Genomic DNA, 17,824 nt, shown 5'->3' on the forward strand with positions numbered 1-17,824 from the left:
AGGTTAACCGTGATTTTGCCGCAGCTAATATGGTTGCTGACGAAAATCAACTGCGCAAAATTGTATCAGTAGTGTCTAATTTCAGCAATTGAGGGGGATATCGTGATTAAAAGGCGTAAACAGGATGTGTTTTATAGTAGTGGCTTGATTATTAATGTTTTTATTTTTTGATTTTGCAATTTAAAACAAAGAAATCTGGCGATGTAGACCTGTCGAATATGTGATCTCGCACCAGCTTAGTTTTAAAAACTGTGAGCAACCTCCTTTTGGAGGTTACTCTCGCAACGGCAAATTACTCGTTAATCTTACCGATACGCTCGTTAAGATCGCTGATCAGATGCTGCATAATTTCTTGTACTGAGGTGTCTTTCGTATCGTCATCCATAAAAATCTTAAAGGTGACAAGCACATGGCCATCATTTTTGATACGGACGTTGTTCATACTAAAATATGCACTCTCGGTATCGGCTTCTCTCACGACAAAACCTTGAATGTCAAATACTCGGTGCCCAGAACGGCCATGCCACTTGGTGACGCGATTTAAACCGATTTCACAGGATTGGTTGAACTCAATGTGATTTTGCCAAGTGGTGGGGTGGGCGGGATCCTTAACGTGTGGGCATCGAACTGTATAGTTGTAGACATGAGAGATTGCTGTCATAAATTACCTACCTGTATGTTGATACTAATGCCATCATAGGCACCGTATTTCTATTCGGTCAACTTTTATTCGTATTTACTTAACTATCTTAAATCCAAAGTTAAAGCTTCGTTGCTATGAACTTGTTTTAGCATGCTTAAAGCGTAGATAACTTTGTGCTAGATCGCATTTGTACTAATCTATTTTTAATCGCATCGTTAATGGTTAATAAAGCATCAGCTAAAACGTAACCCCCTATCCAAAGCCTTCATCCAATAGCCCATTGGCGTTCATCCTGGCTACCACGGCAAGCTTTCGGCTGTGGGTGGGTGCAATTAACCGAGCGGGAATATTGCTCTAGCGCTATACCTCCTGCAGGGCTTACTTTAATCGCGTTACCACCATGAAAAAAAAATGTAAAAAAGTTTTATTGGTCTGACTATCGTCTTATACTCTATGTCACTCAAGTTATTAATTTTATTAATTGTTACCGGAGGCCGTAATGGTTGTTCGCACCGTTGCCACATTTAAGTGGTGTTCCACAGTTTTGGCGCTACTTGTTTTAACGGCCTGTGGTGAGGCGCCAGCCCCGCAACAAGCTTTGTTACCGAGTGTGATTGTTAATACCGCTCAAACCCAACAAGTTACGCCTAAGAGCGAAATTGTTGGTCGAACTGAGGCGTCGGAAGATGTGGTTATTCGCTCACAGATCCAAGGACAGTTACTTAAACGTAACTTTGTCGAAGGTGACGATGTTAGCGCAGGGGATTTGCTGTTTGAAATCGACCCGTCGACTTATAGTGCGGAATTAGCCCAGCAACAAGCAGTGCTGGAGCAGGCCATTGCGTCGCGCGATGTGGCGGTCATGAACTGGGAGCGTGGTCGACGTTTACTACCTGATGGTATGATCAGTGCGCAAGATATGGATGAGCTAACCAGCCGAAAATTAACCACAGCCGCAGGCGTCGTTCAGGCCGAGTCTGCAGTTAAAGCGGCGGAGCTGCAATTGAGTTACACCAAAATTTACGCACCAATTTCAGGGCGTATCAGTAACGCAATGGTCAGTACCGGTGACATCATTACCCCGCAATCTGATATGGCCAGTTTAGTTCAGCTTCAACCTATGTGGGTCACCTTCCAAGTGGCGGAAAAGGCATTAATCACAGCCCAGCAGAACTTCTCAAAAGCGGCACAGCGTGACATTAAGATCAGCGATATCGTCATCAACTTACGTTTGCCTAATGGCACCATGTTTAATGAAACTGGTCATATCGACTTTATCGGTAACCGTGTAGACGCCGCGACCGGTACTTTGCCGGTTAGAGCTACCTTCGACAATGGTGAAAAGCTGATGCTACCAGGCCTGTTTGTCACCTTAGTGATTGAATCTCCTATTACTGAAACTGCGTTATTGATTCCCCAGGCAGCCGTGCAGGAAGATCAACAAGGGCGCTTTGTGATGGTGCTAAATGAAAATGATGAAGTTGAAAAGCGCGTCGTCGAACTAGGCGAACGTTTTGGCATTGATTGGCGCGTACATAGTGGGCTTAAAGATGGTGAGCGTATTGTCGTCGATGGATTGCAAAAAATCCGCGCAGGTATAAAGGTCGAAGCGGTTGAGCAGCAGGTGGTACCTTTCCAAGAAAATAATGACGCGTAGCCGGAGCCTATTATGATTAGTGAATTTTTTATCAATAGGCCCAAGTTTGCATTTGTGATCTCCACGGTGCTGACTTTGGTGGGCTTAATCTCTATCCCCATTTTGTCGGTGGCAGAATTTCCAGAAATAGCGCCACCGCAAGTGAATGTTTCAACCAGTTATTCAGGCGCCAGTGCCGAGATTGTTAAAGATACTATCGCGCAGCCGTTAGAGGCCGAGGTCAATGGTGTTGAAGGCATGCTCTACATGGAGTCTAAAAGCGCTAACGATGGCAGCTATTCACTGAGTGTCACCTTTGAAGTGGGTACCGATGCGGATATGGCTCAGGTTAAGGTGCAAAACCGCGTACAACAGGCTATGCCGCGTTTACCTGAAGAGGTGAGCCGTCAGGGGGTCAAAGTTGAGAAACAAAGTCCCAATATGTTGATGGTGGTTAACTTGGTTTCACCTAAAGAGACCTTCGACTCGCTGTTTATCACCAACTATGCCGGTTTAAATGTAAAGGATGCATTAGCACGGCAAAACGGGGTCTCTAAAGTCCAAGTCATTGGTGCATTAGATTATGCCATGCGTATTTGGCTTGACCCCTTTAAAATGGCGAGCCTGAGCGTCACGGCCAGTGATGTCATTGCCGCGCTGCAAGAGCAAAATATTCAAGTTGCCGCCGGGCGTATTGGTGCAGCGCCGGTAGACCCAGATCAGCAGTTTCAATATACATTACAAACTAAAGGGCGTTTGAAAGACCCCGACGAGTTTCGTAATGTGATGATTAGAGCCAACAATGATGGCTCAAAAGTCACAGTTGGTGATGTGGCACGTGTTGAGCTCGGCTCCCAAACCTATGATGCTCAAGGTAAACTCAACAATAAACCGTCAGCAATTATTGCTATCTATCAGTCTCCTGATGCTAATGCGCTGGATGTGGCTAAAGGCATTAAAGCGGAAATGGAACGCCTATCGGCTCGTTTTCCGGCTGATTTAGAGTACGAAGTGCTGTACGACACCACCGAGTTTGTAGAAACCTCGATTAAAGAAGTGGTGCAAACCCTGTTTATCTCAATCGCGCTGGTGGTATTTGTGGTGTTTATCTTCTTGCAAGATGCACGCTCAACCTTAGTGCCTGGGATTGCTATTCCGGTGTCTTTGATTGGTACCTTTGCGTTTTTGCTTGCCTTTGGCATGAGTATTAATACCGTATCGCTATTTGCGCTTATTTTGGCGATTGGTATTGTGGTTGATGATGCTATTGTGGTGGTTGAGAACGTGACTCGCCTTATGCAAGATGAGGGGCTATCGCCCAAAGAAGCGACCTCAAAAGCGATGAAAGAGGTGACAGGCCCTATTATCGCCACCACCTTAGTGTTATTGGCTGTATTTGCTCCAACCGCAGTGATGCCAGGTATTACCGGGCAGATGTATGCTCAATTCTCGGTCACCATCTGTATTTCGGTGCTGATTTCGTCGATTAATGCACTGACATTATCACCTGCATTATGTGCTTCTGTATTGAGACCGCCTAAGCAACATACCAAAGGCTTTCATGCCGCTTTCAACCGCATGTTTGAGAAGTTCACCGGTAAATATATGACCTTAGTGAAATCTCTCACCCGCAAGTTAACCTTAGTGGGAATTGTCTACGTGTGTTTGATTGGCCTAACGGGCGGTATCGCAAAAATCTTGCCTTCAGGCTTTGTGCCAATGGAAGATAAGAAGGCCTTTATGGTAGATATTCAGCTACCTGATGGCGCGTCGCTCAACCGTACCGAAGAAGTTATGCGTGATTTGGTGGAGTTGACACTGCAAGAGCCGGGTGTGGAGAATGTGATTCATGCTAGTGGTTTTAGTATTTTGACCGGTTCGGTATCGTCAAATGGTGGTTTGATGATTGTCACTTTATCGACTTGGGATGAACGTGACACGCCAGATATGGTTGAAGCGGCAATTGTTGCTAAGTTGCAGGCTAAATATGCCGCTAACCCCTCGGTGAAAGCGATGGCGTTTTCTCTGCCGCCTATTCCTGGTGTGGGCAGTGTTGGTGGCTTTGAGTTTGTGCTGCAAGATACCCAAGGTCGCTCTCCGCAAGAGCTTGCTGCGGTAATGCGAGCGCTCATTATGAAAGCCAATGAGCAGCCTGAAATTGCTATGGCCTTTAGTAACTTTAGGGCCGACGTGCCACAAATGTTTGTTGATGTTGACCGTGACAAGGCAAAAGCTTTAGGGATTTCGCTTAATGAAATCTTCAGCACCATGCAGACTATGCTCGGTTCAATGTACGTCAATGACTTTAACCGTTTTGGTAAGGTGTTTAGGGTGATACTTCAAGCTGAGGGCGATTACCGAAATTCAGATCGGGATATCTCCAGTTTTTATGTGCGTTCCAACACCGGTGAAATGGTGCCGCTGAGCACCTTAGTTAAGGTGACGCCAATTCTTGGTCCCGACGTAATGAACGCCTACAACATGTTCAATTCAACCACCATTAATGGTTTCCCCGCACCGGGCTTTAGTAGTGGTGATGCCATTACCGCAATGGAGCGCGCAGCCAATGAGAGTTTACCGGCAGGTTATACCTTTGAGTGGACAGGGCAGACTTATCAAGAAATTAAGGCGGGGAACTTAGCACCGCTAATTTTTGCACTGGCACTGGTGTTCACCTATCTGTTCTTAGTCGCGCAGTATGAAAGTTGGAGCATTCCATTTGCGGTTATGCTTGCGGTTCCAATTGCAATATTAGGCGCGTTCCTCAATATTTTATTGGTTGGGGCGGACCTGAACTTGTATGCTCAAATTGGCTTAGTATTATTGATTGGCCTTGCTTGTAAGAATGCGATTTTGATTGTCGAGTTTGCCAAACAGTTGCGTGAAGAAGGCAAGAGCATTCTTGATGCAGGGGAAACCGCTGCTAGGCTGCGTTTCCGCGCGGTACTGATGACAGCTTTCTCATTCTTACTTGGGGTACTCCCGTTAGTGGTGGCTACCGGTGCGGGTTCAGGCAGCCGCCGCGCCCTAGGTTATTCGGTGTTTGGTGGCATGTTGGCCGCCACCATTGTGGGGACATTGCTGGTACCGGTTTTCTATGTGATTATGCAAAAACTGCGCGAGCGCATGAAAGGCACTAGTGACGAAGCCAAAGCCTAAACGCTAGCAAACCCTTATAAAAAGCCCACTTGATGTGGGCTTTTTATTTTGGCGTGCTAAAGGGATGAGTTTGGTCTTTGGAAAACTGTGTCGAGAGGATGGCTGGCGTTACCGCAGTACGATTAATATGCCGTGGTGAAAGTGGCTCAAGAGATTTAACATCGGCTGTTAAAAGGGTGCTTAAAGCGATTAAGTTAAAGCGATTAAGTTAACGCCAAGCGCTGCCAAATTGGATGTAAAAAGTCCACTCTTCAGGGCCTTTAGCAACGTCTATACCACTGCGTAATCCAAGCTGCCTAGCAATCAAATATCGAAAGCCACCTCCTTGGGTGAATTGCCAATCAGCATCAGCAAAGCTTTGTTGTTCAGTCGTGGCTTTACCTGCACCAGCAAAGGCTAACACTGTCCAACGCGGGTTGAGATCATAATCTAATTGCATCTCAGCTACAGAGACGTCATCACCTTGGTAGCGCATTGCGGCAATACCGCGCAAACTGATAAAAGGTTTCGCGTAAAAAGGGGCTCCATCGGTCATATAGTCGTACTCACCGCGTAGCCTCAGCCCCCAAGTATTGCTGAGTCGCTGATAGCTATGAACATAAGATGAGTATTGCTGATAGGTAAAGTCACCGCCTAGATTGGGATGATGAAAGCCTGCTTCTATACCTGCTTTGAGCCCCGTTCGTGGTGAGAACTGATTATCGCGACTGTCGTACGAGAATTTAACTGCAACACTAGCATCTTGATTATCTAAGCTCAGCGGGTCGACACCTGGCAGGTTGTCAGTGATATCAAAAACGGTCTTAGATTGTACATAGGTATAATTTACGCCTGCAAAAAATTGGCTATCGCCCAATCTAAAGTCAAGGTCTTGCAGCAAGTACAGTCCTTCGATATTAAACTGAGCTGGACGGTTGGTGAGGGGGGCGTAGTAATCTAGATTAATTGAGCCTGCAAGTAGGGCGCCTAGGTAGCGGACTTTATCTTGTTGCCAATTGCCTGAGTGAAATAGCCCGGCAAATTTACTGCTATTACTGGTTGCACCGCCGACGATCCCTGTGACACTAGGGGGAATGCCGGATACCTGATCGGGATGGCGCTGTCGCAATTGTTTTTGTTGTTCGCTTTCATGGAAAAACAGTAACGCTGCGCCGCCGCCAGTGCCCACCGCGGGCTCGGTAATAATAAAAGGAACCGGCATAAAGCCGTGGGCATTGTCTAAAATCCACTGACTGGTATCAAACTGACCATCTTGAGGATCGGTTAACTGTTGCCATACATCAGCATGGCTGCTTGCAGTAAATAGGCAGCCAAGGACCAATGATAAACGACTTAGCCGAGCAATATGTCGATATGAAAGCGGCATTAATGTATTCCTTTGCATAGCGCTTGGTTGCATTATTTGCAGTTATCAAACAATCCATTGAGCTTGTTGTGTACATTATATTGGCGTCTTTTCAGTTAGCTAGCAAAATCTTTGTAACCAATTTGCTGTAGCACATGTTGATGAAAGCAGAAGTTTGTTTTAGATTTGCTGCCTATGTCCCTTTTCACTTCTTCGTCATACTGTAGAATCCGCCGCCAACATAAGGTTGTGTTGTCGTGCGGTATAGCAACGACATTAATTGATGCAAAAAATATCAATTAGCAGATCATAAAGTGCAATCATTTTATGGATCTCTCACCCGCCAGCGGGGCTCTCATCTGCGACACCCTTAACCAAATAACACAAGAGATCAAAAAATAAGGTACTCCTATGACCTCGAAGCAATCCCCTGCAAGTTCGGCGGCTAGCCCGTCACTGTCTAAACTCGACCAATTCTTCCTTATAACCGAGCGTGGCAGTAATGTTAAACGTGAGACTATCGCTGGTTTAACGACCTTTTTGGCGATGGTGTACTCGGTGATTGTTGTGCCTAACATGTTAGGTGCGGCAGGTTTTGACCCCGGTGCTGTATTTATCGCCACCTGTTTGATTGCGGCTTTTGGGTCTTTGTTAATGGGGTTATGGGCCAATATGCCGATGGCGATTGGCTGTGCGATTTCGCTTACCGCGTTTACCGCGTTTAGTATGGTTTTAGGTCAGCAAATCTCAATACCTGTGACCTTAGGTGCCATCTTTTTAATGGGCTTAGTGTTCACCTTTGTCAGTGTGACAGGCTTAAGACAGTGGATATTGACCAACCTTCCCAAAGGCATCGCCCATGGCACCGGCATTGGTATCGGACTGTTTCTGCTGTTAATTGCTACCAATAGTGTGTCATTGATTGTGGCAAATGATAGCGGGTTGCCAGTCAAGCTTGGCGATATTCATAGCTTGCCTGTATTGGCAACTATCATCGGCTTAGCAGCAACGATTGGCCTTGAGCGCCGCGGCGTGCCAGGTGGCATTTTATTAGTGATTGTGGTGTTGTCCTTGTTTGGTTTGGCGTTTGACCCTAACGTGCAGTATCAAGGGCTTTTTGCTTGGCCCAACTTGTTATCTGAAGGCTCACTGATTGGCCAAATGGATATTATAGGGGCGCTAAACCCGGTGGTATTACCCATTGTATTGGCGTTAGTTATGACCGCTATTTTCGATGCAACCGGCACCATAAGAGCGGTGGCAGGACAAGCTGAATTACTTGACAAAAAAGACAATATTGTTGGCGGTGGCAAAGCACTGACCTCAGATTCGGTCAGTAGTATTTTTGCCGGAGCGGTGGGTGGCTCTCCTGCAGCTGTGTACATTGAGTCTGCAGCAGGTACTGCAGCGGGTGGTAAGACAGGCCTTACGGCGACCATCGTTGGCGTGCTGTTCTTACTCATGATGTTCTTGGCGCCGCTAAGTTATTTGGTTCCAGCCTATGCAACGGCACCAGCACTAATGTATGTGGGCCTATTGATGCTCAGCAATGTGACTAAGCTAAATTTTGATGACAAAGTCGATGCGATGGCTGGACTGACTTGTGCGGTGTTTATTATTTTGAGCTGCAACATTGTCACCGGCATCATGTTAGGTTTTGTCACCTTAGTTGTTGGCCGTTTATGCAGTGGTGAGTGGCGTCAACTAAAACCTGGCGTTGTCGCCATCACGCTAGGGCTAGTGGTGTTTTATATGGGCGGCTGGGCAATTTAGGCTTTTTAACTTACCAGCAGTAAAGCGCCACGGGTGATAAGTGCTTAGGACTAATAGTCGAATAGTCTTGAGCACCTAACCGTTTAGTTTGTGTAAGCGCGGAGCAAGTCTTTCCAAGTAATAATGCCGACTAACTCGGCATTATTTAGTACTGGCAGCGAGCCGATACCATGTTTAAGCATGAGCTCGCTTGCTTGCTCAATACTTGATTGCGGGCTCACGGTAACAGGTTTACGGGTCATGACTTGGTGGGCCCGTTTTTGTAATGTTTCTGAGTCTCGCTCAGTTTCACAAATCTTGCCTAAGTGCGGGCTCAGTGCACGCAAATAATCTCGTTCCGATAATACCCCTTGCAGGGCACCATCTTCAGTCACCAATAGATGATGAAAGGGCGCGTTGTCGAAAATCTCTTTCGCTACCGTTAAGCGGTCATCCATATCGATGGTAACCACGCGGGTGCTCATTATGGTTTCAACCTTAATTGTCATACGCATCTCCTTGTTATACTAGTTATATCAGACAAACCAGCGTTCAACAAATAGCCATAGTTAAGTCACAAAAATGTCACTGTCCTAGGATTAAATAGCAGTGGAATGCGCATTGTTTAAGGACACTGACTATGAATCGCGCTTATGCCTACCGTAATGATAAAGCCCACGCAGATCTTGCTATCCATAAAGCTGTTGCTTACACACAAACCCTTGTGGCTAAAGCGTCAGTGACGCCTGACGATGCTGGTTGCCAAGATTGGGTTGCTGCCAAGCTGACTAAGCTTGGGTTTAACATAGAGCGATTTGTCGACAATGGGGTCACCAACACCATTGCGAGCTTATCGGACGCTAAGCCTGTGTTGGCACTGGCGGGTCATACCGATGTTGTGCCGCCTGGCGCGCGCGAACGTTGGCATAGTGACCCATTTGTACCGACTGTGAAAGCGGGCTATCTAATTGGGCGTGGTGCTGTTGATATGAAATCTGGCGTTGCAGTGATGCTAGCGGCAGTAGAAGATCATTTTCAAACCTATGGTCGCCCCAATCAGAACTGGCAGTTTTTGCTCACTAGCGATGAAGAGGGCGAAGCAAGTCATGGTACCCAATCCATTGTTAAGCGATTGGCGCAGCGCAACCAACTGCCGCAATACTGCTTGATTGCCGAACCAACAGCGGATCAACAAGCCGGTGATGTGATAAAAATTGGCCGCCGTGGCGCAATTTCAGCCAAGCTAATCATCCAAGGCCGCCAAGGGCATGTTGCCTATCCAGACAAGAGCATCAATGCAGTGCATATCGGTAGCAAAGTGGCCTGCGCTTTGGCCGAGCTTGAGTGGGATAAAGGCAGTGACGATTTTCCCGGTACCAGCTTACAGGTGACTTACGTCAACTCAGGGGAGTTTACCGACAATGTTGTGCCGGGTAGCTGCGAAGTGTGCTTCAACTTACGCTATAGCCACCGCTACAATGAGGTGAGTATCAGTCAGCGAATTGTGCGATGTATTACAAAAATCATGGCAGAGAGTCAGGCTCAATATCAACTAGAGTGGCAACGGCCTTGTACGCCTTATCATATTAGCGATGCCGCTGATGCAGACTCAAATTTGTTGGTTAAAGTCGAGCAAGCTATTGTGGCGGTTAATCATCGCTTTCCTCGATTATCTACCTCTGGTGGTACTTCTGATGGGCGCTTTTTAAGCTCAGCGCAAACTCAGGTTATTGAACTGGGTTTACCCAACAAAACCATTCACCAAGTTAACGAGCAGGTGGAGCTAGCGCAAGTGGTTCGCTTGTATGATATCTATCGGCAGTTATTACAGCAGTTTTAACCTAAGTTAGAACTGCTGTTGGATGACTTAGCCCGGATTACTAGTGGCTATGTTGGCCTAGGTTAAGATCAGGTTGATGGCAGTCAATATAACGGCTACGTTTTTTGGGTTTTAGCTTGTGGGTATCAACTAAAACTAGCCCATCAATACAGTCACCAAATTCTGCATCAATACCAAAATCTAAAAAGCGTACTCCTTGGTCTTTACATAACTCTCCATACTGTTTGTATAGCGCGGGTACCGCACTGTCCATGCTCGACAATGCTTGTTTTAGCTGCTTAAACTCCGACTGATAGTCTAGACCTGGATATAGCGCGGCCAGTTGCTGCTGTTTGCTGCTATCAAACTTATATTGGGCGTTGGCCGTTGCCAGCGGTTGCTCGGTCGCAAAGTGAGTTTGATAGAAATACACTAAGCTCTCTTTAGCATGTTCTGGCAGACTGTCACTGATGGATACGGGGCCAAACAGGTAGCGAAACTGTGGCCGTTTGGCGAGGTAGGCACCGATACCGTACCACAGGTAATCTAGGCTGCGCTTGCCCCAATATTTAGGTTGCACAAAGCTGCGCCCTAGCTCAAGCCCTTGTTCGAAATAGGGCGTGAACTTACTGTCATATTGAAACAGTGATTGACTGTATAGTCCGGAGGTTTCTGGGTCATTATAGAGTTTTGCGGCGTGACCAAAGCGATAGGCGCCGACAATCTCCAGTGCTTGGCTGTCCCAAAGCACTAAGTGCTGATAGTGTGCATCATATTTATCGGTATCACGGCGCTGTCCACTGCCTTCACCAACAGCTCTAAAAGCGATTTCTCGCAGGCGGCCGATTTCACGCATGATGGGGTTGCTGTCGCCATGGTTGTATAGATAAATCTGCTTGTTGTCATGGGTTTGTCCAAGCAATTCACAGTGTGATAGAGCTTCTAAAAGTTCGCTGCGAGACTCTGGGTGGGCTATGGCATTTTGGGTCGTGAACAGTGGGCTTCGATTTTTGCCGATCCGATAGAGGTGATTTTTTAGCAGTTTTACTTGCGTCTTCAATGGGAAGTCGTGACCCATGACGACTTCTTTGGCGATGAGCTGGCCGATGCGGATCGGCATGGTTTTTTCCGCCTGTTTAAACATCTCTTTGACCAGCATTAAGCTTGCCAGCGGTTTGTACAACATAGATGCACCGTAGAAGGCCGCTGAATTTTTAGCGTCGGCATACATTGGCAGCAACGGTGCTTGGCAAGCCTTGGCGATTTTAACAAAGCCGCTGTGCCAATGCAGATCGCGTACCCCATTTGGCCGCAACCTAGAGACCTCACCCGACGGAAAAATTAACACCGCCCCCTCATTCTTAAGGTGTTGGTGAATATTACTTAAATGCTGCTTTGGGGTGCCACCAGTCATGTTTCTTACTGGCAGCAGTATGTTATGCAGCGGCTCTAGTGCCATGAGTAGTTCGTTGGCAACCACTTTGATGTCTGGGCGCACTTTGCTTATCAGCTTGATCATGGCGAGCGCATCAAGAGATCCGATAGGGTGGTTGGCATAAATAACCACGCGGCCTTCGCTAGGAATATTTTCAATTTCGCTATTGGGTACGCTGTAGTTGAAGTTGAATTTTGCGAGTACCTGTTCAATAAAATCGATACCGTTGAGGTAGTCAAACTCCTGAGTGATCTGTTGGCACTGCTTTTCCATTAAGAAGTACCGTAATACCGCTTTAGTCGGTGTTGCTAACCAGGGTGATTGATTGATTTTAGGTAGGTTATTGGCGACAACATCATCGACACTGAAAATGGTCTTTTCCATAGTTGGCTACTCGCAATTTTTCCGTTGAAACGGATGAGGCCCACGGTACTGCGTTGTGAGCTTACAATAGGTTACCGCTCAGAGTAGGGGGGAAGTTTGACTAATCGATGACTGATTTATTGCAAACAGATGACTGTTGGCTGGGTAGAATTGCTAGGATTTTGCTTGTGCTAATAAGCTAAGTGGCAGTGTGATGATGAACCGAGTGCCTTGTTGTGGTGCCGACTCTACCTCAATATTGCCTCCAAGTACTTGGTTAACTAAGTTATAAACAATATTCATACCTAAACCACTACCACCTTTACCGCGCTTGGTAGTGTAAAATGGGGCGAAGATGTGGTTTTTTACTTCATCGCTCATTCCGCAGCCATCATCTTGGTAAGTCATCACAATTGCTTCAGCTGTTTGCTCAACCTGTAAGCTTAAATGACCACTGTTACCGTCAGGATAGGCGTGGATCACCGAGTTATTAAATAGGTTACTGATGATTTGGTAGAAGGCTCCCGGGTTACTAGTTATTTGTAACGACTCTGGACATTGATACTCATAGTGGTGTTGAGTGCGTGATAGCAGTGGATTGAGCGAGACGAAAATCTCCTCTAGATAAACATGTAAATCAAATTGGCGTACGTCTTCATGGGACTGATCGACTGACACTTGTTTAAAGCTCTTAATCAGTCGAGAGGCACGGCCTAGGTTGGTTAGCATCAGCTGAGAGCATTCGGCGACCTCTTTTTGGTACAGCTCAAAATCATCGTGGGACACATCTTCGTTGGCATAGGCGGTATTAAAACGTTTTACACTTTCTTGTAGGTGTGATGCCGCAGTGACACTAATACCTATAGGTGTGTTGATTTCGTGGGTAATACTGGCAACCAATCCACCTAGCGCCGCCATTTTTTCTTTGTCGATTAACTCCGTTTGCGCATGATCTAAGCTTGCTAAAGTATCGGTAAGTTCCTGATTACTTTGTTCAAGGTCTTGGGTGCGAGCCTTGACTCTATCTTCAAGATCGCTGTTTAATTGTTTGAGTGCCAGCTCACTTTGCTTGAGCTGCTGAATATTTTTGATGGTGCCAGCAATGCGTGTCGGCTTTAAGTTAGCGTCCCGGCTGACCACCTGACCGCGGTTGAGTACCCAAATCCATTGATCGTTTTCGCCGCGAGCTCGATAAGCTATGGAAAACTTATCGGAGCGGTTTTCAAGGCAGCTATCTAACTGTTGCTGAATTTCGTCAACATCTTCTGGGTGGATGCATTGGGCGAGTACCTGCTTTAAGCTGACATTATCTTTGGGATAATTTAAGAAAGAGTTAGTGCGTACTGTGCGTTTTGCGACTAAATCCCAATCCCAAAATTCATCGCCGCTGCCCCATAACGCCAGCAATAAACGTTGTTCACTGTTTTCAATACGGCTCAGTACTTGGGCTTGTTGCTTGAATTGGCGATGTTTTCGGTAGAATAGTCCTGCAATGGTTAACACGACTAATAAAGCATACATGACATAGGCCAGTGGTGATAACCAAGGTGCTGGTGGGATAATAATTTTAAGTTGTTTGTTGGGGCTTAAGTTGCCATTTAAATCCCGAGCTCTGACCTGAAAAAGATAAGCGCCGGGCTTTAATCCCGTGAAGTAAATGAACTGCCCGTCAGGTGACGGCAGCCAAGTCTCGCTGAGTCCGATCATTCGGTATTCGTACTTTAGGTAACTGGCGGCACGCAGGCTTGGGCTATTAAAATGCAGCGAGAAAATATCATCGTTATAGTGAAGCTTTAGGGTTGCTGCCCGGTTGCCTTTTTGCAGATTGTTGCTGGTGGATGTCGGCAATGGTACTCGCTTATCTAAAATATAAAGTGCATCTATAATCGGTCTTCGCGGGGCGCTGCCTAAACGAACCTGCGAGGGTTGGAAGTGGTTAAAGCCATTAATGCCACCTAAATATAGCCAACCATCTTGGCTTAAAAAACTGGCGCCAAAATTAAACTCGTTGTCTTGAATACCATCATCACGGGTGAAGTTGACCACTTGTTGGTTTTTGGGGTTAAAGCGTGTGAGGCCATTGGCAGTGCCGAGCCATAATTGCTGGGTGGCATCTTGCGTAAGTAAGTAGACAGTATCACCGATAAGCCCGTCAGCTTTGGTAAATAACTGAGATTGCTTACTGGTCGGGTCAAATTTAATTAACCCATCACTGCTGGCTATCCAGAGCAGGTTGTCATCGCCGGCCACGATATTGAATAAGTGATTGGACGGCAGCGCTGCGTCAATATAGTGATTAAACTGTCCTTCAGCAGTGAGCTCCACTAGGCCATCTTGATAAGAGGTAAACCAAGTGTGGCCGCGCCTGTCTTGGGTGACGTCCGTCAAGGCATTAGTCGGTAGACTGTTGATGATATTTTCATTGTGCTGGTAATGCTGTGGCGTTGTAGTGCCTTTAGTAAATCGATAGAAGCCGGCATCTTTTGTGGTTAACCAGCCATCACCCTGTGGGTCAAAGTACAGCGCGTAAAGCTGGTTTGTCGCGAGATAATCCACCGACTGGGGCGTTTGTGGAGTGTGATGTAAATGCCGGTAATCACCTTCTGCGCTATAGATAAATAAGCCATCGCCGCGAGTACCAAACCATAATTTGCCCTGAGGCCCAAGTTCGATGAAGCTGATAAAGCCATTGCTTAAGCGACTATTACTGGGATCGAATTTTTTAAAGCTACTGGCATGACCTTGCTCATCGAGGGTGGTGACAAATACGCCCTTAGCCGTACCCACATAAAGCTGGCTATTGTGCAGTGCAATTGCGCGTACATCTTTATTTCTTAAATTGTTTTTATCGAAACTATAGGGATGTAAGTGACCAAAAAATGCAGCATTAAGGTTTGCCTTATTAAGTCCTCCGCCCTGAGTACCTATCCACATTTGCCGTTCGTCGTCTAACCAAAGCACATTGACCAACGGGCTCGATAAACTAAAAGGGTGACTGTGGCTATGCTTTAACCAGCTAGTTTGCTGATGTTTTATATCGTAAAGTGCGATTCCTTGGTTGGCATAGGCCACCCATAAGGTGTCGATACCATCATACTTGAGGCTACTGATGGCTGAGTTAGGTTTATCTTCGGCAAGCGCAATTGGCTTTAATTGTCGCGACTCTACATTCAATAGCCATAGTTCACCTGTGCTGCTTGCTATCCAAATCTCGTTTCTAGGGGCTTGCTCTAATTGAGTTATATTGCCATTAATGACGCTGACATCGACCGCAATAAATTGATCCTGTGCGCTATCAAATACCATCAAACCATTAGCAAAACTGAGCCACATTCGGTTAAATCTGTCTTGAAACAATCCAGTTATACTGTCGCTGACGAGTGCATGTGAGGTGCCATCATAGCGATAGTGTTTAAGTATTTTTTTAGTTTCAGGGTCAAAATATATCAGACCTTGATCAGCCGTAGCTATCCATAGGTGACCATTGGTGTCTTCGAGTAAATCAACAATGTGATTGTTAGGAATACCACTATTAGCCTGATTAAAGTAGGTAAAAGAGTCTGATTGCGGTAAGTAGAGGTTAATTCCATCACTGCGAGTGATAAGCCAAAGCCGTTGCTGCTCGCCATAATACAGCTTGGTGATATGCTTTTTAGATGGACCTAAGCCGTTGGCTTTAGGGTTGTACTGAATAAATTGTTTGCCATCAAAACGGTTTAAACCTGCCTGCGTTGCGACCCATAGATATCCTTGTTGGTCATGCACAACGTCATTGACGGTATTCATCGACAAGCCTTCATCAACACCAAAGGTGTCAAACCTTGGCGAAAATTGCGCAGCAGAACTGAAGAAGCTGAAGCAACAAATGATAAGGAGCAGCAGTGGTCTCATTACACCTAGCCGAGTTATTTTCTAATAAAGTTAGTGTTTTAAGCTATAAGTGTAGATGGGATTAACAAAAGTGCGAGATTGAAATGAAAAAGGGAGCTGAATCGACAGCTCCCTTATTTAATCTATGGCGGTGAAACTTAGAAGATTAAATGTGCGACACCGGCAATCACAGGCAAAGTGACTAGCGTACGCAGGATAAAGACCACAAATAATTCTACGATATTCACGGGGATTTTACTGCCGATTAGCAGGGCACCCACTTCGCTCATGTAGATAAGCTGAGTCACAGACATTGCAGCAATAACAAAGCGAGTCATGTCCGATTCAATCGAGCTTGCTAATATCGATGGGATAAACATATCCGCAAAGCCCACCACGATGGTTTTCGACGCTTGTGTCGCTTCAGGAATTTGCAGTAGCTCAAGTAGTGGGATAAACGGCATACCTAAGTAGTCAAATATCGGCGTGTATTCAGCAATGATCAGCGCGACAGTACCGATTGCCATGACGACTGGGATGACACCAAAAATCATATCAATGACGTTCTTAACCCCATCTTTAAGAGTATGGCCAATACCACCAGCTTTTGAGGCTTTTGTCAGTGCCTGATCTAGACCCCAAGACATCACACCATGACCTTGCGGAATCACCTCATCATCAGGGTGACGCGGCGTGTTGTCGATGTAGTTATCTTTTTTCCAAGATAGCGGTGGCAGTTTTGGCACAATAATGGCTGCAACAATACCAGCGAAACACACGGTTAAGTAAAACGGTACAAATAGGTGCTCCAATTTTACCTGAGAGATCACCACCAGTGAGAAGGTGATTGACACTGCAGAGAAGGTTGTACCGATAACCGCGGCTTCGCGTTGGGTATAAAAGCGGGCCTCATACTGTTTACTCGTCATCAAAATACCCACGCTACCATCACCTAGCCATGAGGCCATACAGTCAATGGCGCTGCGGCCAGGTAGGTTAAATACCGGGCGCATAATCTTAGTGAGCAGGGTACCAAACAGTTCAAGCAGGCCGAAGTTAAGCAGTAAAGGCAGTAGCATGCCAGCAAAGATAAACACACAAAACAGCACAGGTAACAGATCATTGAGTACCAAGGCGCCAGTATCACCCGAATGGACGGCCTCTGGACCAATGCCCATATAGGTCAAGACAATAAATATCGCCCCTAATACACGTACTACTGTCCATGGAATAGACACATTGAGTAATGACGTGAAAAATCGACTGTTGCTGACAATAGCGGGCTTGAAAGCCTTGGTGACCAATGTTGCTAGCGCCGTAAATACCACGATAGCAGTGACAATGGCGGTTATGGCATCACCCAAATAGCTTTGAAGGCCTTTAGAGATGATCGCAATCGGGATAGTGATTGCATCGTTGTAGCTGATTGGTGTCATAAACAACAATAAGCCAATAAGTGATGGAACGATAAATGTCATTATCGTTTTCATGTTATGGGTTTGTTTTTCTGCCACTTTTTATGCCCTAAATTTTACTATGTTGATTTGAACTGCCTAGTTACAGTTCTTTGCTATAGATTGATTGATGCTGAATATCCATTCAAGCGTAGCGACGAAGGTTACTCCCTTCATCTAGCCATGTAAAACGATTCCAGCAATAGGTGAGAATATTCACTGATGAAGAATAGTTATTAGCTGATTTTGACTAAATATATTGTAGCGGAAAAAAGTGAGATTGCACTATGTACTTTTTGGTTAAAAACCTTTTAAAACAGTGTGGTAATTGTGTTTTTAATTTGGGGT

The 17,824-nt window shown here is 45.9% G+C and carries 10 protein-coding genes; 4 read left to right on the forward strand and 6 right to left on the reverse strand.

Annotated features, from left to right (window positions below; translation table 11 throughout):
• Positions 1-292: 292 nt before the first annotated feature.
• Entirely contained in the window at positions 293-661 is a 369-nt protein-coding gene (locus FLM48_RS06070; protein WP_028772638.1) for a hypothetical protein, read from the reverse strand.
• Between the two features lie 481 nt (positions 662-1,142).
• Between FLM48_RS06070 and FLM48_RS06075 the strand changes: the two genes are divergently transcribed.
• Both FLM48_RS06075 and FLM48_RS06080 read left to right on the forward strand, forming a co-directional pair.
• The gene (locus FLM48_RS06075) at positions 1,143-2,300 is read left to right on the forward strand and encodes an efflux RND transporter periplasmic adaptor subunit (RefSeq protein WP_179024035.1); all 1,158 of its coding nucleotides are present in this window, start codon (positions 1,143-1,145) and stop codon (positions 2,298-2,300) included.
• A gap of 12 nt (positions 2,301-2,312) precedes the next feature.
• Positions 2,313-5,438 (forward strand): efflux RND transporter permease subunit, encoded by a 3,126-nt coding sequence (locus FLM48_RS06080; RefSeq protein ID WP_179024036.1) that lies wholly within the window; start codon positions 2,313-2,315, stop codon positions 5,436-5,438.
• A 208-nt stretch (positions 5,439-5,646) separates the two neighbouring features.
• On the opposite strand, the gene FLM48_RS06085 is transcribed toward FLM48_RS06080, so the two are convergent.
• Positions 5,647-6,804 (reverse strand): BamA/TamA family outer membrane protein, encoded by a 1,158-nt coding sequence (locus tag FLM48_RS06085; RefSeq protein ID WP_179024037.1) that lies wholly within the window; start codon positions 6,802-6,804, stop codon positions 5,647-5,649.
• A 390-nt stretch (positions 6,805-7,194) separates the two neighbouring features.
• On the opposite strand from FLM48_RS06085, the gene FLM48_RS06090 reads away from it, so the two are divergent.
• The gene (locus FLM48_RS06090; RefSeq protein ID WP_179024038.1) at positions 7,195-8,556 is read left to right on the forward strand and encodes an NCS2 family permease; all 1,362 of its coding nucleotides are present in this window, start codon (positions 7,195-7,197) and stop codon (positions 8,554-8,556) included.
• Positions 8,557-8,639: 83 nt separating this feature from the next.
• Here the strand turns inward: FLM48_RS06090 and FLM48_RS06095 are convergent, their stop codons facing one another.
• Positions 8,640-9,044 carry a CBS domain-containing protein gene (locus FLM48_RS06095; protein WP_179024039.1) on the reverse strand — a complete coding sequence of 135 codons (405 nt, stop codon included), beginning with the start codon at positions 9,042-9,044 and terminating at the stop codon, positions 8,640-8,642.
• A gap of 131 nt (positions 9,045-9,175) precedes the next feature.
• On the opposite strand from FLM48_RS06095, the gene dapE reads away from it, so the two are divergent.
• A complete protein-coding gene (dapE, locus tag FLM48_RS06100; RefSeq protein ID WP_179024040.1) occupies positions 9,176-10,375 on the forward strand; it encodes a succinyl-diaminopimelate desuccinylase in 1,200 nt (399 codons plus the stop codon).
• Positions 10,376-10,415: 40 nt separating this feature from the next.
• On the opposite strand, the gene FLM48_RS06105 is transcribed toward dapE, so the two are convergent.
• The 3 genes from FLM48_RS06105 to FLM48_RS06115 all read right to left on the reverse strand — a co-directional run bounded on the left by FLM48_RS06105 (position 10,416) and on the right by FLM48_RS06115 (position 17,512).
• Positions 10,416-12,173, reverse strand: a complete 1,758-nt coding sequence (locus FLM48_RS06105) for a lysophospholipid acyltransferase family protein (protein WP_179024041.1) — start codon at positions 12,171-12,173, stop codon at positions 10,416-10,418.
• Between the two features lie 153 nt (positions 12,174-12,326).
• The gene (locus FLM48_RS06110; RefSeq protein ID WP_179024042.1) at positions 12,327-16,043 is read right to left on the reverse strand and encodes a two-component regulator propeller domain-containing protein; all 3,717 of its coding nucleotides are present in this window, start codon (positions 16,041-16,043) and stop codon (positions 12,327-12,329) included.
• A gap of 137 nt (positions 16,044-16,180) precedes the next feature.
• Positions 16,181-17,512 (reverse strand): YjiH family protein, encoded by a 1,332-nt coding sequence (locus FLM48_RS06115; RefSeq protein ID WP_037470735.1) that lies wholly within the window; start codon positions 17,510-17,512, stop codon positions 16,181-16,183.
• Between the last annotated feature and the right edge of the window lie 312 nt (positions 17,513-17,824).

It is taken from the genome of Shewanella sp. Scap07, from assembly GCF_013394145.1.
GTDB lineage: Bacteria > Pseudomonadota > Gammaproteobacteria > Enterobacterales > Shewanellaceae > Shewanella > Shewanella waksmanii.